The sequence below is a fragment of the Fundidesulfovibrio sp. genome (assembly GCF_058402725.1).
On the sequence record NZ_JBZVFJ010000001.1, the window covers coordinates 53,330 to 79,631 of the forward strand.

General features: G+C 62.3%; 22 protein-coding genes and 2 tRNA genes. 12 read left to right on the top strand and 12 right to left on the bottom strand.

Features of this window, described 5'->3' with window-relative positions; translation table 11 throughout:
* Window positions 1-53 precede the first annotated feature (53 nt).
* Complete coding sequence (locus ACV4UX_RS00260) at window positions 54-1,520, bottom strand: AICE element replication initiation protein (protein WP_491591333.1); 1,467 nt, start codon at window positions 1,518-1,520, stop codon at window positions 54-56.
* 203 nt (window positions 1,521-1,723) lie between these two features.
* Between ACV4UX_RS00260 and ACV4UX_RS00265 the strand changes: the two genes are divergently transcribed.
* From ACV4UX_RS00265 to ACV4UX_RS00275, 3 genes are all read left to right on the top strand, one after another.
* The gene (locus ACV4UX_RS00265; RefSeq protein WP_491591334.1) at window positions 1,724-2,389 is read left to right on the top strand and encodes a hypothetical protein; all 666 of its coding nucleotides are present in this window, start codon (window positions 1,724-1,726) and stop codon (window positions 2,387-2,389) included.
* A 29-nt stretch (window positions 2,390-2,418) separates the two neighbouring features.
* Complete coding sequence (locus ACV4UX_RS00270; RefSeq protein WP_491591335.1) at window positions 2,419-2,667, top strand: hypothetical protein; 249 nt, start codon at window positions 2,419-2,421, stop codon at window positions 2,665-2,667.
* 293 nt (window positions 2,668-2,960) lie between these two features.
* The gene (locus ACV4UX_RS00275; RefSeq protein WP_491591336.1) at window positions 2,961-4,001 is read left to right on the top strand and encodes a tyrosine-type recombinase/integrase; all 1,041 of its coding nucleotides are present in this window, start codon (window positions 2,961-2,963) and stop codon (window positions 3,999-4,001) included.
* Between the two features lie 89 nt (window positions 4,002-4,090).
* Here ACV4UX_RS00275 and ACV4UX_RS00280 read toward each other — a convergent pair.
* From ACV4UX_RS00280 to ACV4UX_RS00310, 7 genes are all read right to left on the bottom strand, one after another.
* Window positions 4,091-4,166: transfer RNA gene (locus tag ACV4UX_RS00280), tRNA-Glu, on the bottom strand.
* Between the two features lie 6 nt (window positions 4,167-4,172).
* Window positions 4,173-4,248: transfer RNA gene (locus ACV4UX_RS00285), tRNA-Lys, on the bottom strand.
* A gap of 124 nt (window positions 4,249-4,372) precedes the next feature.
* Entirely contained in the window at window positions 4,373-5,968 is a 1,596-nt protein-coding gene (locus ACV4UX_RS00290) for an SIS domain-containing protein (RefSeq protein ID WP_491591337.1), read from the bottom strand.
* Window positions 5,969-5,993: 25 nt separating this feature from the next.
* Window positions 5,994-7,424, bottom strand: coding sequence for a B12-binding domain-containing radical SAM protein (locus ACV4UX_RS00295; protein ID WP_491591338.1), 1,431 nt, complete (start codon window positions 7,422-7,424; stop codon window positions 5,994-5,996).
* A 301-nt stretch (window positions 7,425-7,725) separates the two neighbouring features.
* Complete coding sequence (locus ACV4UX_RS00300; protein ID WP_491591339.1) at window positions 7,726-8,409, bottom strand: GNAT family N-acetyltransferase; 684 nt, start codon at window positions 8,407-8,409, stop codon at window positions 7,726-7,728.
* Window positions 8,406-9,119, bottom strand: a complete 714-nt coding sequence (locus ACV4UX_RS00305) for a nucleotidyltransferase family protein (RefSeq protein WP_491591340.1) — start codon at window positions 9,117-9,119, stop codon at window positions 8,406-8,408. Before ACV4UX_RS00305 ends, ACV4UX_RS00300 begins: the two co-directional genes overlap by 4 nt.
* Window positions 9,116-10,231 (bottom strand): radical SAM protein, encoded by a 1,116-nt coding sequence (locus ACV4UX_RS00310; protein ID WP_491591341.1) that lies wholly within the window; start codon window positions 10,229-10,231, stop codon window positions 9,116-9,118. Before ACV4UX_RS00310 ends, ACV4UX_RS00305 begins: the two co-directional genes overlap by 4 nt.
* Before the next feature lie 274 nt (window positions 10,232-10,505).
* Here ACV4UX_RS00310 and ACV4UX_RS00315 point away from each other — a divergent pair, with 274 nt between their 5' ends.
* The 9 genes from ACV4UX_RS00315 to ACV4UX_RS00355 all read left to right on the top strand — a co-directional run bounded on the left by ACV4UX_RS00315 (window position 10,506) and on the right by ACV4UX_RS00355 (window position 20,060).
* Window positions 10,506-11,447 (top strand): NAD-dependent epimerase/dehydratase family protein, encoded by a 942-nt coding sequence (locus tag ACV4UX_RS00315; protein ID WP_491591342.1) that lies wholly within the window; start codon window positions 10,506-10,508, stop codon window positions 11,445-11,447.
* A 3-nt stretch (window positions 11,448-11,450) separates the two neighbouring features.
* Window positions 11,451-12,626, top strand: coding sequence for a sugar phosphate nucleotidyltransferase (locus tag ACV4UX_RS00320; RefSeq protein WP_491591343.1), 1,176 nt, complete (start codon window positions 11,451-11,453; stop codon window positions 12,624-12,626).
* 8 nt (window positions 12,627-12,634) lie between these two features.
* Window positions 12,635-13,717 (top strand): GHMP family kinase ATP-binding protein, encoded by a 1,083-nt coding sequence (locus ACV4UX_RS00325; protein WP_491591344.1) that lies wholly within the window; start codon window positions 12,635-12,637, stop codon window positions 13,715-13,717.
* A complete protein-coding gene (locus ACV4UX_RS00330) occupies window positions 13,717-14,682 on the top strand; it encodes a thiamine pyrophosphate-dependent dehydrogenase E1 component subunit alpha (protein ID WP_491591345.1) in 966 nt (321 codons plus the stop codon). The genes ACV4UX_RS00325 and ACV4UX_RS00330 overlap by 1 nt, the downstream gene beginning before the upstream one ends.
* A gap of 7 nt (window positions 14,683-14,689) precedes the next feature.
* Window positions 14,690-15,772 carry an alpha-ketoacid dehydrogenase subunit beta gene (locus ACV4UX_RS00335; RefSeq protein WP_491591346.1) on the top strand — a complete coding sequence of 361 codons (1,083 nt, stop codon included), beginning with the start codon at window positions 14,690-14,692 and terminating at the stop codon, window positions 15,770-15,772.
* Complete coding sequence (locus ACV4UX_RS00340; RefSeq protein WP_491591347.1) at window positions 15,769-16,941, top strand: DegT/DnrJ/EryC1/StrS family aminotransferase; 1,173 nt, start codon at window positions 15,769-15,771, stop codon at window positions 16,939-16,941. The genes ACV4UX_RS00335 and ACV4UX_RS00340 overlap by 4 nt, the downstream gene beginning before the upstream one ends.
* A gap of 51 nt (window positions 16,942-16,992) precedes the next feature.
* Window positions 16,993-18,435, top strand: coding sequence for a B12-binding domain-containing radical SAM protein (locus tag ACV4UX_RS00345; protein ID WP_491591348.1), 1,443 nt, complete (start codon window positions 16,993-16,995; stop codon window positions 18,433-18,435).
* A 64-nt stretch (window positions 18,436-18,499) separates the two neighbouring features.
* Entirely contained in the window at window positions 18,500-19,474 is a 975-nt protein-coding gene (locus tag ACV4UX_RS00350; protein ID WP_491591349.1) for a hypothetical protein, read from the top strand.
* Window positions 19,475-19,841: 367 nt separating this feature from the next.
* Window positions 19,842-20,060, top strand: coding sequence for a DapH/DapD/GlmU-related protein (locus ACV4UX_RS00355; RefSeq protein WP_491591366.1), 219 nt, complete (start codon window positions 19,842-19,844; stop codon window positions 20,058-20,060).
* A gap of 51 nt (window positions 20,061-20,111) precedes the next feature.
* Here the strand turns inward: ACV4UX_RS00355 and ACV4UX_RS00360 are convergent, their stop codons facing one another.
* The 4 genes from ACV4UX_RS00360 to ACV4UX_RS00375 all read right to left on the bottom strand — a co-directional run bounded on the left by ACV4UX_RS00360 (window position 20,112) and on the right by ACV4UX_RS00375 (window position 26,061).
* Window positions 20,112-22,394, bottom strand: coding sequence for a hypothetical protein (locus ACV4UX_RS00360; protein WP_491591350.1), 2,283 nt, complete (start codon window positions 22,392-22,394; stop codon window positions 20,112-20,114).
* Window positions 22,391-23,059, bottom strand: a complete 669-nt coding sequence (locus ACV4UX_RS00365) for a class I SAM-dependent methyltransferase (RefSeq protein WP_491591351.1) — start codon at window positions 23,057-23,059, stop codon at window positions 22,391-22,393. Before ACV4UX_RS00365 ends, ACV4UX_RS00360 begins: the two co-directional genes overlap by 4 nt.
* 83 nt (window positions 23,060-23,142) lie before the next feature.
* Window positions 23,143-24,618, bottom strand: a complete 1,476-nt coding sequence (locus tag ACV4UX_RS00370; protein WP_491591352.1) for a glycosyltransferase family 2 protein — start codon at window positions 24,616-24,618, stop codon at window positions 23,143-23,145.
* 15 nt (window positions 24,619-24,633) lie between these two features.
* Window positions 24,634-26,061 (bottom strand): B12-binding domain-containing radical SAM protein, encoded by a 1,428-nt coding sequence (locus ACV4UX_RS00375; RefSeq protein WP_491591353.1) that lies wholly within the window; start codon window positions 26,059-26,061, stop codon window positions 24,634-24,636.
* Window positions 26,062-26,302: the final 241 nt, after the last annotated feature.

Sequence of the window (26,302 nt, forward strand, 5' to 3'; positions counted from 1 at the left end):
CGAGCGCTCGATGTCAAGTCAAACGCTCGTACTTATACTGTTAATGCAGCACCCTATGCTTCGCTGTCTTTCTTTTTCAGCTGCAAATGCACCATCCGACCTTCATGGGGTGTCGACGTACTGTACTCAACGCCGCACATCTTCAGGGCTTCAGCAGAGCGCCTAAGACGGCTTCCCAATGCCGAGGGGGTGGGGGGATAATCCTTGATCGAACGGCCAAGGGCTTTGGCCATGTCCTTCACGATCTCGCCCAGGCGGAAGTGGAGTTCTGTCGGGGAGCATTTGATTTCGCCCTTCTGTTGGACAAGCGTCACAACAGCAGCCACGACAAGGTCAGTTTCCGCGTAGGAGACGAATGCAGCGTGTTGGTTTTCCTCGAAGGCCCTAACGATCCTCTTCGCAGACCAGCCGAAGTAGCCTCCGGCTGCGACGGCCCACTTGATCATGTCGGCCATGCGAGGCAACTTCCCCGACAGGTCGACTTCGTGGACATGCCCCAGGCCGTGGGCGATGGCCTTGAAGATGACCCCGAGAAGTTTCGGGCGAAGGCGCTCAAACTTGCGCCAGATTTCGCGCTCGCAATCGCGCTGGTCCTGTTCGATGCGGTTCGTGTGGAAATGTACTGAGCGCTGGATGAGGTCGTCCCTTGCGACGAAGTTGTCGATGCCGTTGAGCAGGTAGACGCGGCACGCCCAGAATACCAATTCATCCTCGTCGCCACGCCCCATGCTCCGGGTCGAACCGCCGCCGCTGGATGTGCGGCAAATGGCGTCGGAGATCTTCGGGGGAAGTGCCGACACGTTGTCGTAAGCGATCACGTGGGCATTCATGGCTGCGGCGTTCAAGTCGCGCTCATTGGCAGGGAGGTTGCGCGTAAGGGCCTTCTCGGGGTCGGTGAGGTGTTTGAACATCTTGACCAGCATGGACTTGGCCGTGCCCGACTCGCCGAGGATGATGCCCACAAGGTAAGGACCGTAGGGCGAGTACGAACAGAGCACCAGGAGGATGAAGAGGTTGAAGTCCTTCTTGCTCAAGCTGGTCAGCCCATGGCACTCCTCAAGCACCATTGCCGGGTCCGCGTCCATGTCGGGCTCGGGAAGGGGCTTGGCATTCCCCGAGAAATAGAACGTGCAGCCGCTCCCCTTGCCAACCTTGACGCCGCTGTCTTTGATTTTCGCGACAAGGCCCGCGTCCACGTCGAGGAGCACGATGGTCGTCCCCTTGACCTCTCCCACACGACGGAAAACCTGCACAGGCTTTCCTGGCGTGAGCATGGCCACGCCTTCAAGCATCTCTAGCAGCCCTTTTGCCTGAGCGTTCGTAATTCTAATTTTAAGATGCTCACGGGCAAGCTGTGTCACGATTGTCGGTGCGCGTTTAGAGGCTACCGGAACTGCCAAGTGCAGGGGCCCGTGGCGAAACCGAATATACGTCTTTCCGTCCTCAGCCATTACAACTTTGACGTGATGCTTCTTTAGAAGCTTTTCGACAACATTTTCAAAGCCAAACTGCTTTTGCATTAGTCTCCTCGCTTACGGAATAGAGTTCAACCGACAATGCGGTCCATCATGCAGGGCATGGCTCTTGAACCTGCCCTCTCCCTGGCCACTTGGCATGGCGTGTGCCTGCCATTGCCCAGGCATCGCTTTTTTAGGGAGATAACGCCTTGAAATAATGACTTGTATACTAGTATGATGGGTGTAGACTGAACAGGATAACCGAGGTGCCGGAAGGGACAGGGGAACTGCTTACACGGGCTATTTCCCGGAAAGCTTTTTGGATTTTGCGGTTGCGGGTTGACCAACAAGTCAAGCCTAGCAAGGCTGATCTCGATCCTGGAGGAAGAATGATCAATTCTATTCCCATCAAAAGTTACGATAGTTACCGTAAAAACTGGTACCTTATTTATAGCTACATGCTTGCACCAGAAGACGAAGAAGTCCAAAAAAGTATCTTTTTATACAAGTATTATCGCTGGAATCACATGCGCGCGACTAATGGCAAATCAACTGAGCAAGACTATGACCAAAAAGAAGCGATTTCTTTCTTGTTTGCTTCTTTGCAGGGCAATGAATTCGATGTATATGACCAAATATGCACTCGGCTTAATGCCGTACATGCCGCAGGAAAACTTTTGCGCCTTATAGAATCTATAAGCAAGTTTCACACAGACATGTCTCCGAGCATTGAAAATGCAATTAAAGTATATCAAGATGTTCTTGTGTCGGAAAATATAAAAGACAAGTACTTCTCAAGGCAATATTTAATCGACTTCTACCAATCCAAGCGAGACGTTTGGCATCTATGCGCAGCATTCACAATCATAAACCCTGTAAAAAAAAGAGTACCGCACCATTTAGCGACAGACTCATCCATTTTCTGTCTTTAGCAAGACATTACCGAGAGTTTGGAACTAAAATGAAGAAGTTAAGAAGGAAAGTCGAACTGAAAGAAATGCTGATTAACACTGCAACAATTTATAAAATTCCATCGATATACCAATTAAATGAAGTTTCCGCTCCAGATATAAATGGCTCCGATTTCAAAAGAATAGTTTTGGGCGACCCATGTGCGCCTCCAATAAAAGAACATACTATAGATTCAGCTCCAGCAAGCAGTTCAGAATGCTTGAACCCCAACGAGGAAGACAAAGGACCATCGGATTAATCGTCTGCACCTCACCAGTATAAACAGCTCATACTGGTCCAATCCCAGTTAAAAAATTCCCACCTTTGGGCCGACATGCGAATTTCCTTTTCAAAGGATCGCTCCCAGAGGTGTTTCATTGCTTGATGAACTTGGCAAAACTCTGACGGTGGAAGAAGTCGCCGAAGCATTGAAGTGCTCCGTCAAGACGGTGTACCGTCGGAAGCACGAATTGGGCGGATGCCAAGTTGTCGCGCGCGGACGCCTCTTGTTCTTTGAAAACTTGCTCACGCGAAGACTTGAGGAAAACGCCCATGCCTTACGAGGAAAAAAGCGGACTGTGGAGAGCCACGGTCATGATCGACGGACAAAGGAAAACCAAGCTGTTCAAGTTAAAGGCAGACGCAAAAAGGTGGGAGGTGCAGCAACGGGAACTGGCCGAGAATCCGACCGTAACCGATACGGCCTTCTTGACTGTGGTTGATTGGCTGAACGAGTACCTCGACCACATGGCACCTCTGCTCACGGCAAAGACCTTCGCCGAGGAGAAGCTGGCAGTGTGCAAGCGGTTCTGTAAGTTTGTGGGGTCTGAGGCCGAGGTAGGGCAACTGACTAGCTTGGTTGCCATGAAGTACCTCCGGCGCGAAGCCAGGCGAAGGACTCCCTGTGCGGCCAACAAGGACCGCAAGAACCTGATCGCGGCTTGGAACTGGGGGATCAAGCACCGGAACTTCCTGGAGCGAAACCCCTTTGTCCTCACGGACAAGCACCCGGTGGACCAGAAGCCCAAGCACATCCCCACGCTAGCTGATGCTCAAAAAGTCATTGGTGCGGCCAACACCCCCGAGGACCGTGTCTTCCTCATGGCATTACTGCATACGGCAGCGCGGCGCGGGGAGATATGCCGGTTGAGATGGGATGACGTGGACTTGGAGGGCAGGAAGGTCCGGCTAGGCACCAGAAAGCGCAAAGGCGGTGCCATGCAGTATGATTGGATTGGCATGACCGGGGAACTGGCCGAGGCGTTCAAAGCTTTGAGGGGGAAGGCACGGGGGGAGTATGTCTTCCCCCGAACTGAGGATGGAGCCCCCTACAAGTGTCGACAACACCTCATGAAACGGCTGTGCCGTCGCGCAGGGGTCCGCTACTTCGGCTTTCATGGCTTCAGGCACCTGACGGCCTCCCTGCTGGCCGCAAGTGGCGTTCCAATGCCGGAGATTCAGTTTGTGCTTAGGCACCAAGCCATGACCACCACTAACGGCTACATTCGGCGGCTTGGCTTCAGCAACAATCCTCTGGAGGGGATCTTTGGAGGGGGAAACCCCGCAGCCATGGAGTCTGCGGCTAACGGCTAGAGGAAAAGAAAGAGCCGGGGCATTTACACGTGATTTTACACATGCCCCGGCTCGAAACCCTTACCAAGTTGGCAAGTGGTTGATTTTGTTGGCGTCCCCAAGGGGATTTGAACCCCTGTTAGCGGCGTGAGAGGCCGCCGTCCTAGGCCACTAGACGATGGGGACGCGATATGGTGGGCCGTGCAGGATTCGAACCTGCGACTCTCTGCTTAAAAGGCAGGTACTCTACCAACTGAGTTAACGGCCCGTCCGCGTGAGCGGAGGAACCCTGTACCCGCACGGCCTCGCGCTGTCAAGAGAATTGCATCTACTTGTTCAAGACTCCCGCGTCAACTGAAATCTGAAAACTCCCGGGAGGCGCGCGTCGGGCCTCAGGCCAGGCCCTGCTCCCCGGCCAGGCGTTCGCGCACCACGCTGGTCAGCAGGTGCACCAGCATCATGTGCACGTCCTCGATGAACTGGCAGTTCTCCGAGGGCACGATGAAGCACTCCTCCGCCACGTCCTTGAGCCTGCCCCCGGCGAAGCCCGTGAGGCCCACCGTGCGCGCGCCGCGCTCCCGCGCCAGCTCCATGGCCTTGATCACGTTGGGGCTCATGCCGCCCCCCGAGATGCCGATCACCACGTCGCCCGGGTTGAGCAGGTTGCGCAGCTGGCCCGAGAAGATGTCCTCGAAGCCAACGTCGTTACCCCAGGCCGTCATGAGCGGGATGTTGTCCGTGAGCGGGATGGCCCGGAAGCCCCGCCTGCCGTTCACCGCCACGGTCTTGGCCAGGTCCGAGCAGAAGTGCGAGGCCGTGGCCGCCGAGCCGCCGTTGCCCATGATGAACACCTGCTTGTCGGCCTCGTAGGCCTCGTGCAGGAGCTGCGCGATGCGTCCGATCTGGCGCTTGTCCAGGCGGCTGACCACCGCGCGCATGCCCAGCAGGTAGCCCTCGGGCGTGATGGTGGCCTTGAAGCGCCCGGCGCTGTCCAGGGTGATCTGGGAGCCGCCGTCCTCGAAGTCGAAGTCGAGCTCCTGCAGGCCCAGGGCGGTCAACTCCCGGCTGATGCCCGTGTGCGCCGAGGGATCGGCGAACACCAGCAGGAACCCGCCGCCGCCCGCGCCCGTGATCTTGCCGCCCAGGGCGCCGTGGGCCATGGCCGTCTCGTAGTAGCGGTCGATCTCGGGGTTGGAGACCTTGGAGGAGAAGCGCTTCTTCTGCTGCCAGGACTCGTGCAGCAGCCGCCCGATGCTCGGGATGTCGCCGGAGGTGACGATTTCGCGCATGCGGTGCGCCGTCTCCTTCACGCGGTGCAGCGCGTCCAGCACGGACTGGTCGCGGCCGCTGGTGGCCTGGCGCTGGCCCTCCAGGATGCGCGCGGAGTCGCGCGAGGAGCCGGTGTGGAAGAGCATCAGGTGCGCGCGCAGCTCCGTCAGGCGCTCGCGGGCGAGGGCCACGGGCTCCACGCGCGTGCCCGAGGCGTCGAACGTGAGGAAGTTGAGCCCGCCGTGGGCCGAGGCGTACTGGTCCTGCATGCCGATGGGTCGGCCAAGCACGGTCAGCTCGATGTGCGTGGCCAGCTCGGCCACCTGGGCCTTGTCCAGCGCCTGCCCGGCGTAGGCCCCCAGGGCGCGCGCAAGGCTGGTGGCCACAGCGCCCGACAGCCCCAGGCCGGAGCCGGGGGGGATGTCGCTCTTGAGCTGCAACAGCACCCCGGAGCGGATGCCAAAGTGGCGCAGCATGGCCTTGGGGATGCGCAGGGCGTCCTTGAGGTTGGCCTGGTCCAGGTCCGCGATGCGCTGGTGGAGCTGGTAGTCCGAGGAGGAGATCTCGATCTCGCGGCCGGGGATCTCCTGGAGCACGGTGTGGAAGTACTTGTCGATGGTCACGGAGAGCACGGCCCCGCCGTGTTCCTCGTAATAGGCCGGAAGGTCGGTTCCGCCGCCGCCGAAGCTCAGGCGGACCGGGGATTTGGCGATGATCATGCGTTGCGTCCTCGATGTCGCGGGATCACAGATAGCTTTTGATGCGTTTGAGCCCGGCCGTGAGGCCGGAGGCCAGCGCGCCCCAACCCTGGAAGGGCCGGTTGAGGGCCGTGTGGCGCGCAAGCGACGCCGCCAGGGACGCCAGGCGCTCCAGGGGCCTCGCCCTGCGCCGCGTGAGCGGCAGGAGCGCCCTCTCCAGGGCAGGGTGGCGAGACATCCAGTAGAAGTAGGCGCTGAAGGCGTCCAGGGCTTCGGTGTCGGGCTGGCGGACGGTGGGGCTGTCGAAGCGGCGCGCCCCGCTTTCGGCGGCCCCGATGAGGCCCAGGGCAAGGGCCTGGTCGTAGACGCCGGTGCCCCGGTAGGGCTGCAACAGCCCGGACCACGGATGGTTGAGCGGCCCCAGCGCCTGGTTGAGGCGCAGGGTCTCCAGGGCCTTATCGAGGGTCTCGCCCGGCAGGTTGAACATGTTGAACGTGGAGAACACGATGCCCCGGGCCGTGAGGAGCGCCGCCGTGCGCTCGATCTGGGCGCGCGAGATCTTCTTGCCCAGCACGTCGTTGCGCAAAGCGTCGTCGCCGCTCTCCACGCCGAAGGAGACCATCCTGCAGCCGGAGCGGGCCAGGAGGTCCACCAGGGATTCGTCCACCAGGTTGGCGCGTACGGAGCACATGTAGGGCAGGCCCACGCGCAGGGCGTAGCCAGCCAGGAACTCCTCAAGCCAGGGCCTGTCCTGCACGAAGAGGTCGTCCACGAAGGAAAAATGCGTGAGGCTGCCCCGGCGCTCCCGGAGCAGGGATTCCATTTCTTCCAGCACGCGTCCCGGGGAGTGGCGGCGGATGTAGGGGCCTTTGCCCTTGTAGAGCCCCCGGATCAGCTTGTTGTAGCAGAAGCTGCAGCTGTAGGGGCAGCCGCGCGCAGGCATCACCTCGGCCCCGGAGCCGGCGGCCAGGGCGGGGTAGCGGGCGGCGTAGAGGGTGCGGTCGGGCGGGGGCAGCTCGTCGAGGTCGGCGCGCAGGGGGTGGAGGTCGGCTTCGATGACGCCCGCGGGGGTCTTGACCAGGAAGCCCGGGACGCCCGCGCCGTCGCCGCCCGCGTCCAGGGCGTCCAGGTAGTCGGCCAGCGCGTCCTCGGCCTCGCCCCGGCAGAGGGCGTCGATGCCGGGCTCCTGGATGAACTCGGGGAAGAAGGTGCAGTGCGGCCCGCCCGCCACCACGCGCAGGCCGAAGCGGCGCTTGGCCTCCAGGGCGGCGTCGGCGGCCCACTGGTGCACGCCGCTCATGATGGAGAAGGCGGCCACGTCGGCCCCGGCGCGGCCCACGGCGTCCCAGAAGCCCCGGCCCTCTTCGGCCTGGACGATCACGTCGGCCCGGTGCCCGCGCGCCTTGAGGGCGGCGGAGAGGTACATGGGGCCGAAGGCTTCGTAGCCGTCGCGCTGGAGGAAGAGGATGGTGGCCACTTGCTGGTCGTCCGTTTCGTCGCGTCCCCCGGGCGGGCGGGGAGGATGATTGATCGTTTCGTGTGTCGGGTTGGCCCCGGGCTGTTCATCCGGTCGCCGGGCGCTCTAAGCCCGGCCTCGAAAATTTCTGCGCCGTTCAGCGGGCCGTCTCCAGCGGCATCGAGCCCTGTCGCGCATTCACCGACCCCCAACTTGGGAGTCCAGAGGGCGAAGCCCTTTGGCCGCCGGAGGCTTCTCTTTACTCCAGCCTCGCCCGCCAAGTCCCCGGGGCTTCTCCTGCTCTAATCCACTCTTCTCCACCCTACCCCAGTTTCCGCATGTGCAGGGCCACGCTGGCGCGCTCCAGGCGGTAGCCGTTCTTCTGGTAGAAAAGGCAGGCCGGGACGTTTTCGCTTTCGGTGGTCACTTCGATGCGTTTGAGCCCCTTGGCGGCGGCCCAGGCCTTGAGGCGTCCCAGGAGCAGGGAGCCCCGGCCGCGCGCCGCCGGGAGCACGGAGATGAGGTCGATGACGGCGGCCGCGTCCCTGATCTTGAAGCTCACGAAGGCCCCGTGGTCCAGGAACTTGAGCACGTCGGGCGAGGCCATGGTGTTGGCGATCCAGCGGGCCTGGTGGCGCGTGCGCTCGTCCGGGTCGATCATGGGGTCCAGGCCGAAGCGGCTGAAGGGGAAGTTGGCGGCGTGGGCGGCCAGGTCCGCTTCGGGCAGCGCGCAGGCGGCCTGGGGCTCTCCGGCGGCCGCGCCGCGCGCTCCGGCCAGGTCCAGCACGAAGGCGGGCTGGGTGCAGATCTTGCGGAAGCCCAGGCGCTGCAGGGCCTTGGAGCCCTCGATGTCCTGGGCGTCGAGCTTGGCGTCGGCCATGAAGGGGCCGGCCAGGGCGTCCAGCTCGCGGCCCAGGGGTTCGGGGGCGGGGTTGACCACGCGGTAGTAGTCCACGGCGAAGGCTTCGCTGTCGAAGGCCTGCCGGGCGAGGCAGGTGCGGTTCACGGCTGTCCTCCGGGTGCGGCGTAGAGGGCGTTGGCGCGCTCAAGCTTCTCGGGCGAGCCCACGTCGATGAGCGGTTCGTCGATGGCGTGGCCGTGGAGCGCGGCCCCTGCGGCGAGCATGGCCGGGAACACGTCCTTGCCGAAGTCCGAGAAGCCCCGGGGCGGGACGAAGTCCAGCACGGCGGGCTCGCAGGCGTAGACCCCCGCGTTGGCCAGGTCGGTGAAGGCCACGGGGGGCTTTTCCACGAAGCGGGTGATGCGCCCGGCTCCGTCCTGGTCCACGAGGCCGCACTGGGTGGGGTTGTCCACGCGGTAGAGGCCCACGGTGGCCTTTGCGCCCGAGGCCTCGTGGGCGCGCATCAGGGCCGAAACGTCGAAGGCCGAGAGCACGTCGCCGTACCAGACCAGGAAGGGCTGGCCCAGCAGGGGCCGGAAGGCGTTGAGCGCCCCGGCCGTGCCCAGGAGCTCGGGCTCGTCGGAGAAGTGCAGGCGCACGCCGAAGCCGCCGCCGTCGCCGAAGTGGGCGCGCACGATGTGGGGCAGGTGGTGCAGGTTCACGCAGACGTCGGTGAAGCCGTGGGCGGCCAGGTGGCGCACGGTGCGCTCCAGCACGGGCACGCCCGCCACGGGGACCATGGGCTTGGGGCAGGTGTCCGTGAGGGGGCGAAGGCGCGTGCCCAGGCCCGCGCAGAGCACCACGGCCGTCTTCAACGGGTCTCTCCGGAGAGCGCGGCGTCGGGCTGGGGCGGCGCGGCGTCGCGGGTGCCGGGCAGGGTGGTCTCCACCTGGATGAAGGCGGCGCGGTCGTTGACGTTCATTTCCTTGTACTGGGGGCACTTGGCGCAGGTGGACATGGCCCGGGGCGTGTTGATGGTGGCGCGCACGGCCTGGAACCGCTCGTTGTTCCAGATGTCCTCCACGCCCTCGACGCTCAGGTCGCCCATGATGTCCTTGGAGAGCATGCACAGGCGCACCTTGCCGTCGGACTGCACGAAGACCTCCTCCCAGGGGCGGGGGCACTTCTTGTGCAGCGCGGCGGCGGGCTCCAGGAGGGGCTTGCCGGAGAGGTCGAAGCGGTCGGGGATGGTCAGGCGGATGCCGTGGGCCTTGGCGCGGCGCAGGGCCTCGTCGAGGACGGCGTTGGTGAGCTCCTTGTGGTCGAAGAGGATCTCGTCGACCATCTCGCGTCCGTAGGCGATCATGTGCACCATTTTGGCCTCGTCCATGCCCAGCTCGGCGGCCAAGTCCACGAAGTCTGGGAACTCCTCCACGTTGGAGCGCATGCCCACGAAGACCATGCGCATGTGCGGGTGCGCCGCGCCCAGGGCGCGCTTGCGCTCCACCACCTTGCGGATGTTGGCGACCACGGTGTCGAAGTCCGCGCCCTTGCGGATGCGGTTGTAGGTCTCGGCCCTGGCGCCGTCCACGGAGAAGTTGAGGAAGGCCAGGCCGCCCGCCAGGAAGCGCTCGATCATGTCGTCCTTGAGGAGCATGGCGTTGGTGAGCACGAAGATGCGCGGCCCCCTGGGGGCGAGGAGGTCGAAGTAGTCGCCCAGGTGCTTGTTCATGAGGGGTTCGCCCCAGCCGAAGAGGGAGGCGTCGTGGGCGGTGTCCCAGAAGGGCTCGGTCTTGCGGAAGATCTCGGGCTGGAGGTCTCGGCCCACGAAGTCGCGGTGGGACTGGCCGCACATGGCGCAGCGCAGGTTGCAGCGGTTGGTGGTCTCGAAGACGAGGCGCTGTGGCCTGGATTCGAGGACGGCGCGTTCCTGGGCGAGTTCGAGGTCGTTCAGCGCCTTGTTGTCCACGGCGGCTTGGCTGGGCATGCGGGGTTCCTCCTGGCGGGGGGGGAGTGAAGCATCTTTTGGGGCGTAAGGCAAGGCCGGCCGGGCGGGCTGGGGGGCGTGCGCCGCAGATCGCACGCCGGGCAGGAGGCATCCTGCCCTCGTCGGCCGCGCTGCCGCCCGGGCCCCGCCGCTTCATCTCGCGCGTCGGGAGACGCTTCGGGACTCCAGACGGAAAATTCCGACACTTCGTTCCGCACTTCCAGTCTTCATGTTCTTGTGCTATCGGCAGGAAAATGAACTTTCGGAGGTTCGCTTGAAAGGCTTGTCAATCCTGGTTCCCGGTGGCGCAGGCTACCTCGGGTCCACTCTGGTTCCGGCCCTGCTTGGCGCAGGTCACAAGGTAACGGCGCTCGACTCCCTGCTTTTCAGCCAGACCCCGCTGCTCGACTGCTGCGCTCATGAGAACTTCGATTTCGTCAAGGGCGACATCTGCGACGATGCGCTTATGGACAGCCTCATCCCGAAGTTCGACGTGATCATCCCCCTGGCAGCCATCGTGGGCGCTCCCGCCTGCAAGGTCAACCCGTCCCTGACCCGGCTCGTGAACCGCGACGCCCACCTGCGCATCGTGGAGAAGGTCTCGCCCGGACAGATGGTCATCTTCCCCACCACCAACTCCGGGTACGGCATCGGCGAACCCGACGCCTACTGCACCGAGGAGTCCCCGCTGCGCCCCCTCTCGGACTACGGCAAGACCAAGGTCGAGGTGGAGAAGGCCTTCCTGGACAGGGGGAACGCCATCACCTTCCGCCTGGCCACCGTGTTCGGCATGAGCCCGCGCATGCGCATGGACCTCCTGGTGAACGACTTCACCTACAGGGCCTGCAAGGACCGCTTCATCGTCCTTTTCGAGGAGCATTTCCGGCGCAATTACATCCACGTGCGCGACGTGGCCAAGGCGTTCCTGTTCGGAATGGAGAACTACGAGAAGATGAAGGGCATGCCCTTCAACGTGGGCCTCTCGACGGCAAACCTCACCAAGCGCCAGCTCTGCGAGAAGATCAAGGAGCATGTTCCCGATTTCCACATCGTGTCCGCCGAGGTGGGGGAAGACCCGGACAAGCGGGACTACCTCGTCAGCAACGACCGCATCGAAGGGCTCGGATGGAAGCCGGACAACACCCTGGACATGGGCATCCGCGAACTGCTCAAGGGCTACCGCATCCTCAAGCCGAACCGGTTCGCCAACGTGTAGGGTATGGCGCGCCTTCCCGTGGAGACGGCCGCGGTCCTGGCCGGAGGGTTCGGCACGCGGCTCAAGCCCCTGCTGCCCGATACGCCCAAACCCCTTGCCCCTGTGGCCGGGAGGCCCTTTCTTTTCTGGGTTTTCGACCGGCTCATCCGGGCAGGGGTTCGCCGCGCGGTGCTGCTAACCGGTTATCGGGGCGAACTTGTGGAGGAGCGGCTTGGGCGCGCCTACCGGGGGCTCGCCCTGGAGTATTCCCGGGAGGACCGGCCGCTGGACACCGCCGGGGCGTTGCGAGGCGCATTGCCCCTCTTCCGGGGGGAGACGGTCCTGGCCGTGAACGGGGATTCCCTTGCCGTGGCCGATCTGGGGGCTTTCGTCCGCTGGTTCGCCTCGGCCCCCTTCCAGGCCGCGCTGTTGGCCGTGGAGTCCTCCGAGGCGGGACGCTTCGGAAGCGTCCGGTTCGATTCGAGCGGTCGGGCAGAGGGCTTTGCCGAAAAGGACCCGACGGCCGGGCGGGGTGTCGTCAACGCCGGGGTGTACCTTTTCTCCCCCGAAGCCCTGGAGGCCCTCCCGTCCGGGCGGCCGGCGTCGCTTGAGCGCGAGGTCTTCCCCGACCTTGCCGGGCGGGGACTCCTGGGAGTGCACCCCTGCGAGGGCGCGCTCCTGGACATCGGCACGCCGGAAAGCTATCAGTCCGCCGCTTCGTTCATTGCGGCTTCGCCGGAGCTCAACATGTTCGCCGCGCGCCAGGCCGGGCCGGACACGAAGCTCCGCCTCGGCGTCGGCGTACTGGTCACGGACGCGGCCGGAAGGATCCTGCTGGAACGCAGGGCCGACTGCGGCTTGTGGGGGCTTCCCGGCGGCAGGGTCGATCCGGGGGAGTCCCTGTCCCGCGCCGCGGTGCGGGAGGTGTTTGAGGAAACCGGCCTTCGGGTCGAGGTCACGGGGCTTGCAGGGGTCTACTCCGAGCCGGACGTGCGCGTCCTGGCCTATCCGGAGGGGGACACGTCCCACATCGTGGACGTGGTGCTCACGGCCCGGGTTCTCTCGGGAGAACTGCGCGCAAGCCCGGAAAGTCTGGAACTGGCTTTTTTCACGCCGCAAACCTTGCCGGAAGGCATCGCGCCGCCCGCACGCGGCCCTGTGAACGATTTTCTTCAGGGACGCGGTTGCGTGCTGGGGTAAAGGACACCATGGTCATCAGCAGGACGCCTTTCCGCATTTCCTTCTTCGGCGGCGGCACGGATTACCCGGCCTGGTACCGGGACAACGGCGGAGGGGTCCTGGCGGCCACCATCGACAAATACTGCTACATCACCTGCCGCCATCTGCCTCCCTTTTTCCAGCACCGGACGAGGCTGGTCTACTCCCGAATCGAGAGCGTGCAGGACCTCGACGAGATCAACCACCCCTCCGTGCGCGAAACGCTCAGGTTCATGGAGTATTCTCGTGGCCTGGAAATCCACCACGACGGCGACCTCCCTGCCCGGAGCGGCATGGGCTCCAGCTCCTCCTTCACGGTGGGGCTTTTGCACGCCCTGCACGCGCTGAAGGGGTGCATGCCCTCCCGGCGCGAACTGGCCGGGCAGAGCATCCACATCGAGCAGGACCTCATCAAGGAGACGGTGGGCTCCCAGGATCAGATCTGCGCAGCCTACGGGGGGCTCAACCACATCACCTTCGACCCCGCCTGCCAGGGGGGCGGCTTCAACGTCCGCCCTGTCACCGTGGGAGCGGCGCGCCTGGCCGAACTCTCCGGCAGCCTGATGCTCTTCTACACGGGCATCGTGCGCACCGCCTCGGAAATCGCCCAGGGCTATCTGCAAGACATCAGCCTCAAGGCCGGTTTCTACGCCCGGCTCGGGGAAATGGTTCAGGAGGGGTTGTCCATCCTGTCGGGCGGTGCGGACATCTCCGAGTTCGGCCTGCTCCTGGACGAAGCCTGGCGCTGCAAGCGAAGCCTCTCGCGAGACGTCACGAATTCCGAGGTGGACGAGATCATGAGCCTGGCGAAGAGCCGGGGAGCGCTCGGCGGCAAGATCCTCGGCGCGGGCGGGGGCGGGTTCCTGCTGCTCTTCGTGCCGGTTCCGTGCCGCAGCGCGGTGCGCGAGGCGCTGCACGACCTCATCCACGTTCCGTTCTCCTTCGAGAGCCAGGGGAGCCAGATCATTTTCTATGAAGACCAGGCCCAGGACTACCAGCACGCAGAGGAAGACCGCAAAGGGCGGTCGATCCGCTGCTTCCGGGAACTGAGCTGCCTGGGCGGGAAGAACTGATGCCGAAAGCCACGGTCGAGGAGCGGCTCTATTTCGCGATGCTTCGCATCCGCCGCCTGCAGGAGCGCATCGAGGCGGAATACCTCGAAGACCGGATGCAGACGCCGGTGCATCTGTCCATCGGGCAGGAGGCCATCGCCGCAGGCGTGTGTTCCGTCCTCAAAACGGACGATTCCATCACCAGCAACCATCGCGGACACGCCCATTACCTGGCCAAGGGCGGAAGCATGCGGGCTCTCGTGGCCGAACTGCATTGCCGGGAGACCGGCTGCTCGCGGGGGCGGGGCGGTTCGATGCACCTGTGCGCGCCGGAGGTGGGCCTGGCCGGGACATCGGCCATCGTGGGCGGGGGCATCCCCATCGGCGCCGGGCTGGGCCTGGCCATGCGCATGCGCGGGACCGACCAGGTCAGCGCGGTGTTCTTCGGCGACGGCGCGGCCGACGAAGGCGTGCTCTACGAGACCCTGAACTTCGCCATGCTCTGGAAACTGCCGGTCGTCTTCGTGCTCGAGAACAACGGCTGGTCGGTGTGCTCGCCCACGGCCTCGCGCCATGCCGGCCCCAACGTGTTCCACAAGGCGGACCCGAAGCTCCTGGCCCATGCCGTGCTGGACGGCAACGACGTCCTGGCCGTGCGCCGCGCCGCGCTGGCCGCAGTGGCCCGCGCCCGGCAAGGGCTTGGCCCCACCTTCCTGGAGTGCGTCACCTACCGCATCCTGGGCCATGCCGGGTGCGCCGTCCAGGACCCCAAGGGCTACCGCGATCCGGCCGAGGTGGAGAGCTGGAAGGCGCGCTGCCCCCTGGAACGCTCCAGAAACCGCCTGCACAGGGCGGGACGGCTTGCCGATCCGGTGGAGCGCGACATGGAGCAACGGGTGGCCGCCGAAATCGACGACGCCTTCCGATTCGCCCTGGAGAGCCCTTTCCCGGCGGCGGAAACCCTTCACGACCACCTTTACGCCTGAGTTCACCATGCCCTGGTCCCGTATTGCTTCTGGAATCGAGGAAGAAAGGCTCCAGCCCTCCGCTCAGCCCGGAGAGGCTTTCCCCAACGCGGGCTTGCGCTCGCTGGCCTACGCCGAGGCCGTGTGCGAGGCCCTGGCCCAGTGCCTGGATTTCGACCCCGGCGTCTTCGTCATGGGCCAGGGCGTGGACGACCCGTCGGGCATGTTCGGAGCCACGCGCGGCCTGCACCGCCGCTTCGGCCCGGGCCGCGTTTTCGACACACCCCTGGCCGAGACGGCGCTGACGGGCGTGGCCGTGGGCGCGGCGCTCGGCGGCATGCGCCCGGTCTACTTCCACAACCGGCCCGATTTTCTGTACCTGGCCATGGACCAGCTGGTGAACCACGCCGCCAAATGGCGCTTCATGTCCGGCGGGGCGCGGGGCGTGCCCCTCACGCTCTGGGCCTGCGTGGGCCGCGGCTGGGGCTCGGCGGCCCAGCACTCCCAGGCGCCGCACGGGCTGTTCATGCACGTGCCGGGGCTCAAGCTGGTCATGCCCTCCTGCTGCCACGACGCCAAGGGCCTCCTGATCTCCGCCATCTCCGACCCCGACCCGGTGCTCATCCTCGACCACCGCATGAACTTCCGCCTGCGCGGGCCCGTTCCCGAAGCCATGTACACCGTGCCCATCGGCAAGGCGGCCGTGCGGCGGGAGGGCTCGGACGTCACCGTCTGCGCCGTGTCGCATCTGGTGGAGGAAGCCCTGCTCGCCGCCGAGGAGCTCGCGCCGGAGGGAGTCTCCCTCGAGGTGGTGGACGCCCGCACCCTGCGGCCCCTGGACGCCTCGACCATCTGCGCCAGCATCCTGAAGACGGGGCGGCTCCTGGTGGCCGACATGGGCTGGCCCCGTGCCGGCTTCTCCGCCGAGATTCTGGCCATGGCCGCCGAAAACTGCTTCGCTTCCCTGGTGGCCCCTCCCTCCAGGGTCACCTGCCCCGACCTGCCCACTCCGGCCGGATGCAGTCTGGAAAAGGCCTACTACATCGGTAAAACCGACATCGTCAGGGCAGTCCGGCGACTTCTGGACCTGCCCGCAAAGGACCCCGCATGACTCTCGACTGGCCTCTGATGGAGAACAACATCACCCGTGAAGACCTGGATGGGCTGATCGACTTCCTGCGCACCACGCCCATTCTCACCCAGTCCTCCAACGTCCGGGAGTTCGAAAGGGAATGGTCGAGCTGGCTTGGCGTCAAGCACAGCGTTTTCGTCAACTCCGGATCATCGGCCAACCTCCTGTCCCTGGCGGCGCTGCGCATCCTGGGCGGCGAGGGCGGCGAGGTCATCGTTCCGCCCCTGGGCTGGATTTCGGACGTGGCCTCGGTGATCCAGTGCGGTTTCACGCCGGTCTTCGCAGACATCAATCCCCGCACGCTCGGCATGGACGACGAGGCGGTCATCGCCAAGCTGACGCCGCGCACGCGGGCCGTGCTCTACATCCACGTGCAGGGCTTCAACGGCCTCACGCGCAGGCTCCTGGACGAGCTGGCCGCCAGGAACATCCCCCTGATCGAGGACGTCTGCGAGTCCCACGGCGCGACCTTCGAGGGCAAGAAGTGCGGGACCTTCGGGCTCATGTCCAACTTCTCCTTCTACTTCGCCCACCACATGAGCACCGTCGAAGGGGGCATCATCTGCACGGACGACGACGAGGTCCATCAGGCCCTGCGCATGCTGCGCTCCCACGGCATGGTGCGCGAATCCACCGACGCGGCCCTCAAGGCGCGCTACGCGGCCGAGCACCCGGACCTCTCGCCCGATTTCATTTTCGCCTTCCCGGCCTACAACATGCGCAACACCGAGATCGGGGCGGTGCTCGGCCGCGCGCAGCTCAAGAAGCTCGACGCCAACAACGACAAGCGCCGCCGGAATCTGGAAATCTTCCTGGCCAACCTGGACCCGGAAAAATACCGCACCGATTTCGCCGTGGAGGGCAGCTGCAACTACGCCTTCAACCTGGTGCTCAAGCACCCCGACGAGGCGCTGCGCGACCGGGTGGTCGAGACGCTCAAGGCCCACAAGGTGGAGTGCCGGCGCGGCAGTTCGGGGGGCGGCAACCAGCTGCGCCAGCCCTACCTGAAGGGCGTGGTCCCGGACGGCGAGTACGCCAACTACCCGGAAACGGACCACATCCACTTCTTCGCCTTCTACATCGGCAACTATCCCGATCTGCCGGAGCCCAGGATTCTCAAGCTCTGCAAGATCCTGAACGCCCTCTAGACCGCCATGCGCCCGGACGTTCTCGTCATCCATCCCGCCAGCCGGCGGCAAGTGTTCGGTTCCCTCACCGATTTCGACCTGCCCGCCGTGGAGCCCCCCCTGTGGGCGGCGCTTCTGGCGGCATACCTTCGCGAGCAAGGCTTCGCCGTGGAGCTTCTGGACGCCGAGGCCGCCGGGTTCTCCCCCGAGGATGTCGGCAAGGCCGCCGCGGAACTCAAGCCGCTCCTGGCCCTCGTGGTGGTGTCGGGCACCAACCCCTCGGCCTCCACGGTGACCATGCCCAGCGCCGGAGAGACCGTCCGGGCCGTTTCCCGCGAGACCCCGGAGACGTCCACGGCGCTTCTGGGTCTGCACCCGAGCGCCCTGCCGGAACGCACCCTGCGCGAGGAAGGCGTGGACTACGTCATCCAGGGCGAGGGTTTTTTCACCCTCCCCGCCCTCCTCGAGGCCCTCAAGGCCGGGGAGCGTTCCCCGGCGGTGGACGGCCTGTGGAGCTTGCGCGACGGCGCGGCGGTCATGAATCCCAGGCCGCGCCCCCTGGCGGACCTGGACAGCCTGCCCATGCCCGCCTGGGACCTCCTGCCCATGAAGGCCTATCGCGCGCACAACTGGCATCGCTTCGACGACTTGAGCGCAGTCTCCCCCTACACCGTGCTCTACACGAGCCTGGGCTGCCCGTTTTCCTGCTCGTTCTGCTGCGTGAACGCCCTGGCCGGACGGTCTGGCATACGCTACCGGGGCGTTGAAAGCGTCACGCGCGAGCTTTCGTGGCTGGCCGAACACACCGGCGTGCGCAAGGTGAAGATCCTGGACGAGATGTTCGCCCTGAGCGAGGAGCGCGTCGAGAAACTGTGCGGGGCCATCGCCGGGCTCGGCCTCGAACTGGACATGTGGGCCTACGCCCGGGTGAGCACCGTGACCCCCCGCATGCTCGATTCCATGCGCGCGGCCGGAATCACCTGGGCGGCGTACGGTTTCGAGTCTGCGGCCGAGGGCGTCCTGGAGGCCTCCTCCAAGGGCTACAAGGCGGAGGACGCCTTCCGGGTGTCGGAAATGACGCGCGCCGCCGGGATGCGCGTCCTGGCCAACTACGTCTTCGGTCTGCCCGGGGACGACTACGACGCCATGCAGCACAGCCTCGCGGTGATGCAGGAGCTCAACGCGCCCTGGGCCAACATCTACGCCGCCATGGCCTATCCCGGATCGAAACTGCACGAAGAGGCCGTGCACCAGGGCTGGCCGCTTCCCGCCAGCTGGCGGGGGTATTCGCAATACGACTTCGAGTCGCTCCCCCTGCCCACCGCCAGCCTCAGCGGCGGCCAGGTGCTGGCCTTCAGGGACTACGCCTTCGAGGCCTACTACAGGAACCCGCGCTATCTCGACATGATCCGCGCCACGTTTGGCGCGGACACGGCGGCGCACATCCTGGGCATGACCGGACGACGCATCAACCGCAAGTACGCAGAGGCTTACGCCGGGGCAGGCGGGTGCTGAGGCCTGGGGCTGCGCCGGTGCGGTCCGCGACGAAACTTGCGGCAGGGCCGCAGGAGTTGTGCAGGTGAGCGCCGTGAACGCGCAGGCGACGCCACCCCAGAACCAGCACCCGGCAGGCCAGGTCCTGTTGCGCAGGTGCGTGGGGTCGTTGCTGCTGTGCCTGCTTGTCGCCCTCTCCGCATGGTCCGTTTGGCCGCTCCTGTCTGGCCTCTTGTCTGGAAAAAAGCATGTCCACGAGGTTGCCCAGCACATCCACACGGGGATGACCCACAACGTGGTGCAGTTCCGTCAGCGCCTGTACATCATCCCCCATGCCCTGAAAGATGTGGATTTCCCGTCCTTGAGCGTGGAACTGCCGCCGGGCGTGGACACGGCGGATTCCATCGAGGACGCCAAGGCCCTGCTGCTCCAGCGTGAAAGGGAGAAGGAGTTCAACGCGCCCCCGAAGCTGATGGACACTGTGGGTGAAGTGAACATCGTGCGGTTTCGGAGCAGATTTTTTGTCATACCCCAAAAACTCGGCCCGATGGATCTTGGCTCACTGGGTGTTGACTCGTCGGATTCGAATTTACCACAGGGTGTTGCAGTGTATGGCTCACTGGAGCAGGCGCGTGAACACGCTCAGAGGCTGCTGGCCGAGACGCTTGCGTCTAGGCCCCCAACGTTGCTGGAAGATGCGGGCTGGGCCAACATCGTAGCCTACCGCGGCGCTTTCTGGCTGCTGGACCACGCGCTTGGTCCCGTGGACGTGGCTGCCTCCGTGGATGCGGGAGGCGTGGGACTGCCCCGCTTCGAAACCCTGGAGGATGCCCGTCGTGCGGCCAAGGAGGAAGCGCTGGCCAGGGAAGCGCTGCTGCCTCCCAGGCTGGTGGCCTCCACCTCCACATGCAACGTGGTGGCCTTCCGGGGGCGTTTTTTCGTGGTTCCCAAGAAGATGGGGCAGGTCGACATCAACCGCGAAGAATCACTGTTCATCGGGCAAGAGCATGTATTCGATACGCTTGATGCTGCGATCAAGAAGGCGGGAGAGCTTAAGTGAAGTCTGCGACTGCGTTCGGTTAAGCACGGAGGTGGGTATGTCCGTTTTGTTCTCATTCCTGAAACGCCACAGCCCAAGGCATCTCCTTTCGCTTGCTGCAGAGGAGTATCTAGGCTTACTCGTGCGATATTTACCTGGTTATGAAGGGATGTTCCTGCGATGGTCATTGTACAAGCTAACCTTTCGGATGATCGGTACGATGTCTTTGATTTGGCCAGGGGTGTTCATTACCCACGGCTATGGGATCACTGCTGGCAATAAGCTGTCAATCAACTATGGTGCGCACTTGGACGGACGAGGAGGACTGAGTCTTGGGGATCACGTTTTGATCGGTCCCAATGTTTTCATCGGTACATCCAATCATGACATGTCTGTGGCATCAGTCCGCCTGACAGCAGGGCATAGGCCGAATCCGGTACGAATCGGAAACAACGTATGGATTGGGGCCAACGCCGTTGTTTGCCCAGGCGTAACCATTGGCGACAACAGTATCGTGGGAGCTGGCAGTATAGTGACCAGGGACGTTCCAGGCGGTGTTTTGGTTGCCGGCAACCCAGCAAAGGTGATTAGGAGTCTGGAAAGTTGACAGCAAGCTTGGATTCACTGTCTGCTAAAAGATTACAAAAAATTCTTGCTGTTAAGGCTTTAGTTCGTAAAGTACATACTCTCCGCGTATTTCCCTCCGAAATGGATCTTGCGTGTTGTTCCACCAAAAGTCGATGTTCCAGTCCATGTATGCAGGAAATGATATCCAGTATTTCGGGGTGAAATGCTTGAGAGGGTCTGCCCCGTAGTAGTCTATTTGTAGGGGAAAGGATTTTATTTTATGGAGCGCATGTGAGTATTTGTCAACCCACTTGAGTCTGTGGTAAGCCCTTTGGTAGTCGTAAAAATTGTGTTCGGCTTCGAGCAAGAAAATTTTTCTAAACCCTTGGCTTGATTTCAAGAGATGATCCATCGCCTCCTGAGTGTGGATGGTGTTTCGGGGGCCTAGCGGATTGTTTTCTACAGATTCGTAGGGTTCATAATGTTTGCCTGAGTATTCGAAAATGTCGGTGTAATTGAAAAAATTGGCTATGACAGCGGAGTGTGGCTGGATGTTTTGCTGTAGCCAGTCACCGACTCTCCGATTCATTGCATCGATGTTGGATTGCACAATCAGACACGACGCTGCATTCATTAACTGATCTAATGCGCCTGCAAGCGCCGCGACGATGAATACGATTGTTAGCGTTCGTTTGTATCGAATTTGAATGCCATGTTTGAGACTCTTGAATCCTTCGCCAAGCCACCCAGCCATCATCATGGACAGTGGCGGCATAAGAAAAGATATGTGTACCTCGGCTACATTCCATCGGAGGTAGCCTACCAAAAAACCGAACAGGTATAGGAATGGGATGCTGCCAAAGCGAATTGACACTGCTGCAAACAAGCATAAGAAGATGAAAAGCCTGCTCCCGTTTTTTATGTCTGCAAAATGTTGAATGTGTTGATTGTCAAAGTAGAAAACCCAGCCAAATCCTACAGCAGAACACACAATCGTAAAAGGGAGTAGAACCCGGTATAGCCTGCCAACCATTGTGCCACTTGGCTCAATGCGCCGCCAAGCGCCTAGCAACCCTGGTAATGAATTTTGCGATGAGGAACTAACGAAGAGGCTGCCTTCTTTCGTTACGGAAAAAGCTATTGCAAATGTTGATAGAAGCCACAAGGTGGGTGGGAATTGTACAAATACAATGCCCATCAGGTGCCAGTAAGGTCCTCCTGAAGCGTGAAACTCTGACTTTCCCATGGAAAACAAACTTAACACTTTGCCGGTATTCAATCCAATAAGCCAAGGGAGCAGTGATGGCGCGGCAGAATGAATCATGAGCGCTACGGAAATGATCACGATGAGAACTGTACGTCTGAGCCTCACCGGTTCCAAGATGAGCGACCCCACAACGATAAAAGGCAGGATCCCCGAGAACTCCCGCACCCATGGACCAAGCACGCCAAAAAGAGCGTAGCCTGCTAACCATGCTATGGACCCTCCGTCTGCATAGCGAAGGCAGCAAAGCAGGCCCGACAGGATGCAGATAGTCACCATCTGGTACGGTAGTGCGAACAATGTGAAAACAGAGGTAAGCGTTGCCATGCTTGTCATGCACAGCATGCAGCCCAAGGCTGCAAGACTTCTGGAACAAAGGAACCGCAGGCAGAAAAGATAGACCAACGCCGTTGTGATGCCGAACAGGACGGCTGCTTGTCCCAGGATCAACGGGAGGCGATCTGAACGGTTCAGTATGGTGAGTACAATGCTCTCGCAATAATATTTGACGATGGGTCCATATCTGAAGCTGTCGTTGAGTTGGAAAGAAGCAGCCAATCGGCTGGCTGAAAATGTATCCGGCAACGGGGTAATGCCACGCGGGGGAGATACGTGATCCTTGAAAAGGGCAGAAAAGACCCAAGCGTTCATTTCTGGGCCAGAGAGACCCATCGACCTGGCCTGCTCAAGACCCGGGGTATCCGGTGGCCACGCGATGTGTTGATCTGCAATTCGAAGGTTGATTTCGTGGAGAAAACGACCGCGAGCCATGGTTGAAGTGGGATATTGCGTGAAGTCACGCGCTGCCCTGAGGCCAGCTTCCCCAAGGTGAAACCGGACGAGAACCGTCGGCTCTGATTCCTGAGCATCTGGCGCAGACAACTTCGCGGCTAGCCCTAGGGCGTCTGTTATGTTTGTATCGGCTATTCTGTAAGAGGTAGGATTGAAGGCTATAAGGTTTACGAGGTCTCCCCCGGCTATTTGACCGCCCATAGAGGTCCAGAACACTGCATAAAAGACCAAACCACAGGCAAAAGCCGCAAAAGCGGACCACCCGGCGAAACGAGATGCGCCATCTTGCGTTGGCAATTTCGGAACGAAAAGGCTCATCGTCTCTCCAGAACAAGAAGCGCCCTGAAGGCCATGAGAGGCGTGAGTATGGGTCTCATGGCGTCTTCAAATGCCAAAAGGGCGCGCATGAAGCCCAGGGAGCGCACGCCCTTGTCTTGGAAACCGCCGCTCAGTGGGTAGGCAAGGCTGGCGAACGGCGTAAGTTCCAGCAGGCGCAGGTTAGGAAATTCGCGCCCGAATCTCTCGGCGCCCTGGCCGCTGAAGATGCTGAAAGGGATCATGGCGTTTCCGGCCCAGGGGTCTTTGCCGCCCTGGAAGGGGGCGTGCAGCGGGTCGTCCACGCGTTCGCAGGCCTCGTGGTGCAGGTAGGTGTATACCAGGCGGCTGGCGGGAGAGATCCAGGGCTCGGCCAGCACCACCCGGCCGCCCGGTCTGAGGGCGCGCACGCATTCCTGGAAGAAGCGGGCCGGGTTTGGCAGGTGGTGGAGGCCGTCAATGCCGACCACGTTGTCCAAGGAGGCGTCGCGCACGGGGAGGTGCTGCGCGTCGCAGACAAGGTCGAGGTGGCGCAAGGGGAGGATGTCGGAGCAGAGGGAATCGGGCAGATGCCGGGCAAGGAACCCCGGTCCTCCCGCGATCTCCAGGGTCCGCCCCGGGGACAGGGCTTGTCGGACGCGACGGAAGATGTCCTTCTCGTAAACCAAGCGCAGGGCAGGCTTGCGAGCCCAGACCTCTTGATGACGAGAGATGACCGGGTCGCCGCCGGGAATGGCCGGGGGCGCGGAGTTCACGCCCGGGCCTTGCCTTCCGGGCTGGGGGCGGCCGCCGCACGGCAGTTTCCATACCGTCTGAGCCAGCCGAATTTCAGGATGTTCGCGCCCAGCACGGTCATGCGCAAGAGGATCAGGCCGTGTTTCCAGCGCTGAATGTTGGTCTCCCCGTAGCGGCGTTCCTCATAGCGGATAGGCAGGTCGGTGATCTTCATGTTGAGCATGCTGGCCCCGAAGAGCATGTCGAAGTCGCCGAAGGGGTCTTTGTCCTTGAAAGGTTCGACGGCGGTGAGCATCCTTGTCCAGTCGCATCGCCTGAACACTTTGGTTCCGCAAAGAGTGTCGCGCACGCGCTGGTCCAGCAGGTAGCTGAAGGCCTTGCCGAAGAAGATGTTGCCAAAGAGATTGGCCAGCTGCATGGCGCGCCCGCGCATGGGGTAGACCAGCCGACAGCCGTTGACGAATTCGGCCTTGTCCTGGGTGAGCACGTTGACGAAGCGGTGCAGCGATTCGGGGGGCACCGTGAGGTCGGCGTCCAGAATGAGCAGGATGTCGCCCGTGGCCTGTGAAAAGCCCAGATAGACCGCGTCTTTCTTGCCCCTGCCGGTCTGGATGAAGAGTTTCGCGTCTCGGCCGTGGTCGGCCGCTAGGGCCTCTTCGATGGACTCGCGCGTGCCGTCCGTAGACCCCCCCTCCACGAAGATCAACTCGGTGCCGCCCGGGAATTCGGGGGTCCTGGCCATGATGTCCGGGATGTTGCCGCGCTCGTTGCGCGCGGGAACGATGACGCTCACCTTGGGCTCGGCGGCCTTGCCGCCGTCTTGCAACAGCAGCGGCCGGGCGATGACCATGGAGAGCATGCCCAGGTCGCGCACCAGGGGCAGGTTGCCCACGTATCCGTTGAGCAGTCTGGACAGCAGAGGCACTTCCAACGGGGCCAGGCAGAAAGAAAAATCCTTGACGATCTGATAGTCGGCCAGGGTCAGGATGTTTTCGATCTCGCTGGGAGGCAGCCAGTTCATCTCCGGGGTTCTGGTCTTGATGCCCAGGCACTCCGCAAGCTTTACGGCCGGCTGCCAGAAACGGCGGTAGTAGGTGATGATCAGGCGGGTGCCGGAGTGGCAGAATTGGCGCAGGTCCATGAGGCTCTGCTGGATGTCTTCCATGAAGCCCAGGCTAAAGGGAACGAGGATGATGTCGAAGCGTTCGTCCAGGGAGGCCAGGGAGGCAGGGTCGTTGTAGATGGTCATGCCGGGGCATTCCTGGGCAGGAACCTCGAAGACATGAGGATCGACCGCCACGCTGCGTTGCGGTTCAAGCATGGGGAGCAGGGTGGCTGTCCAGGGTCCGATGGCCAGGATGGATCTGCCGGGCTGGACGAAATCCTTGATGCGCTGAAAGTTCAGCGTGTGCACGTATTCGGAGAAGCGGCGGTTCTTGTAGAGTGCGTGCGCGTCCGAGCGGATGGCCTCGGTGTATTCTTTGGTGAACATGGTCAAACCCGGAGTTTAGTGTTGGGTCAGGTCGGAACCCTTGCTGGAACTGGACAGAATGCCCAGGGCACCCTTGGCCAGACGCTTGAACTCTGCAAAGGAGCGGATTTTCTTGAACTTGTTCATGATGATGCGCGGCCTGAAGTAGAACCTTTTGTAGGCCCCCACAAGGTAGGAGGTGGCTTCATCACGTGTGAGGAAGGTGTCCATCAACTCGATGGGACGTTCCTTGGATGGGTCCAGCGTGTACTCGGCCCAGTAGTCTGCCATGCCGCCTGCGCGGTAGTGCGCGTAGATCTCCGTTTCCGGGAAGGGGGCCAGCACGGTGTACTGGGCATAATCCAGCGGAAGCCGGAGGGAGTACTCGATGGTGTGCTCGATGGTTTGCCTGCTTTCACCAGGGAAACCGAACATGAAGAAGCCGAGGATGTCCAATCCTGCCCGCTTTGTCAGTCGGACAACCTCCTCCACGCGCTCCGGAGAGATGCCCTTGTTCATTTTTTTCAGGATGTCGGGATTGCTGGACTCGATGCCGTACATGATGGTGTGGCAGCCGGCCCGTTTGAGGGCCTTGACCATGTCTTCGGTGACGACGTCCACCCGGCTGCGAACCGTGAAGCTCACATCCAGGCCCCGGCGCTGGATTTCCTCGCAAATGCCGAAGACCCGTTTCTTGCTCGCCGTAAAGGTGGAATCGTAGATGTCGAACTCGCGGATGTCGTGCCGCTTCAAGTTGTCCTCGATTTCATCCACGAAGCCCTTGGGGCTGCGCACCCTGTAGGGCTGAAGGTTCTGGTTGCAGAATGCGCAACGGAAGGGACAGCCCCTGGTGGAGACCATGGCTGTGAAGTTCTTTTTGTTGGAGAGAATGTTTTGATAGAGCGTGTTGTCGATCAGGTGCCGAGCGGGCCAGGGGACTTCGTCGATGTCCGGGACGGTTTGCAGCGTGGAGTCGATGACCACCTGATCCCCGTCGCGCCAACAAAGGGACTTGATGCCGTGAAACCCGGTTTTGTCGCGAAATGCGCGCAGGAACTGAGGGAGGGGTACCTCGGCTTCGCCCACGATGCAGAAGTCGAACTCCGGATGAGTCATGGTCTCACGAGGGTAGAGCTTGATGTGCTCTCCGCCGGCAAGTATCGGCAGGCCCGTATCGGCCTTGAAGCGTCGGATCCAGGCCAGGACCGGGTGAAAACTGGTGGTGTTGGCGGTGAACCCCAGCAAGTCAGGAGAAAATCGGGAGATTCGCGCAAGAGCCTGCTCGTATGTCAGGCGTTCGGCCTCCATGTCGATCAGATCGACCTCGAAGCCCTCATTTTCCATGATAGCCGCCACATAAAGCAGGCTCAACGGCGGCACATATCCGAGGTTGTCGTCGCGAATCTCAAGCCCCTTGAAGTTGGGATTGAGTCTATTCGGCGTGAAGAGGAGGGTGACTCTCATTGCTCTTGACTTGCCTGGTTGTTTCCTGTTTTTAAAAAATCAGAATTCGATCTTGATAGCCGTATTTTTGAGCGATTGCAACTGGTGCGTCCCTGTGAACCTGAGAAATGTTCCGGATGCCCTGTTGGCTAGAGCGGGAAGACCTTGTGAATGTTGGGCGAAAGTTGTTTTTGTGGAATAAGCACGTTAAAGTATGCTTATGATGGGCTTTAGAGAAGGTAGTGCCTTTGTCGGGCGTAGC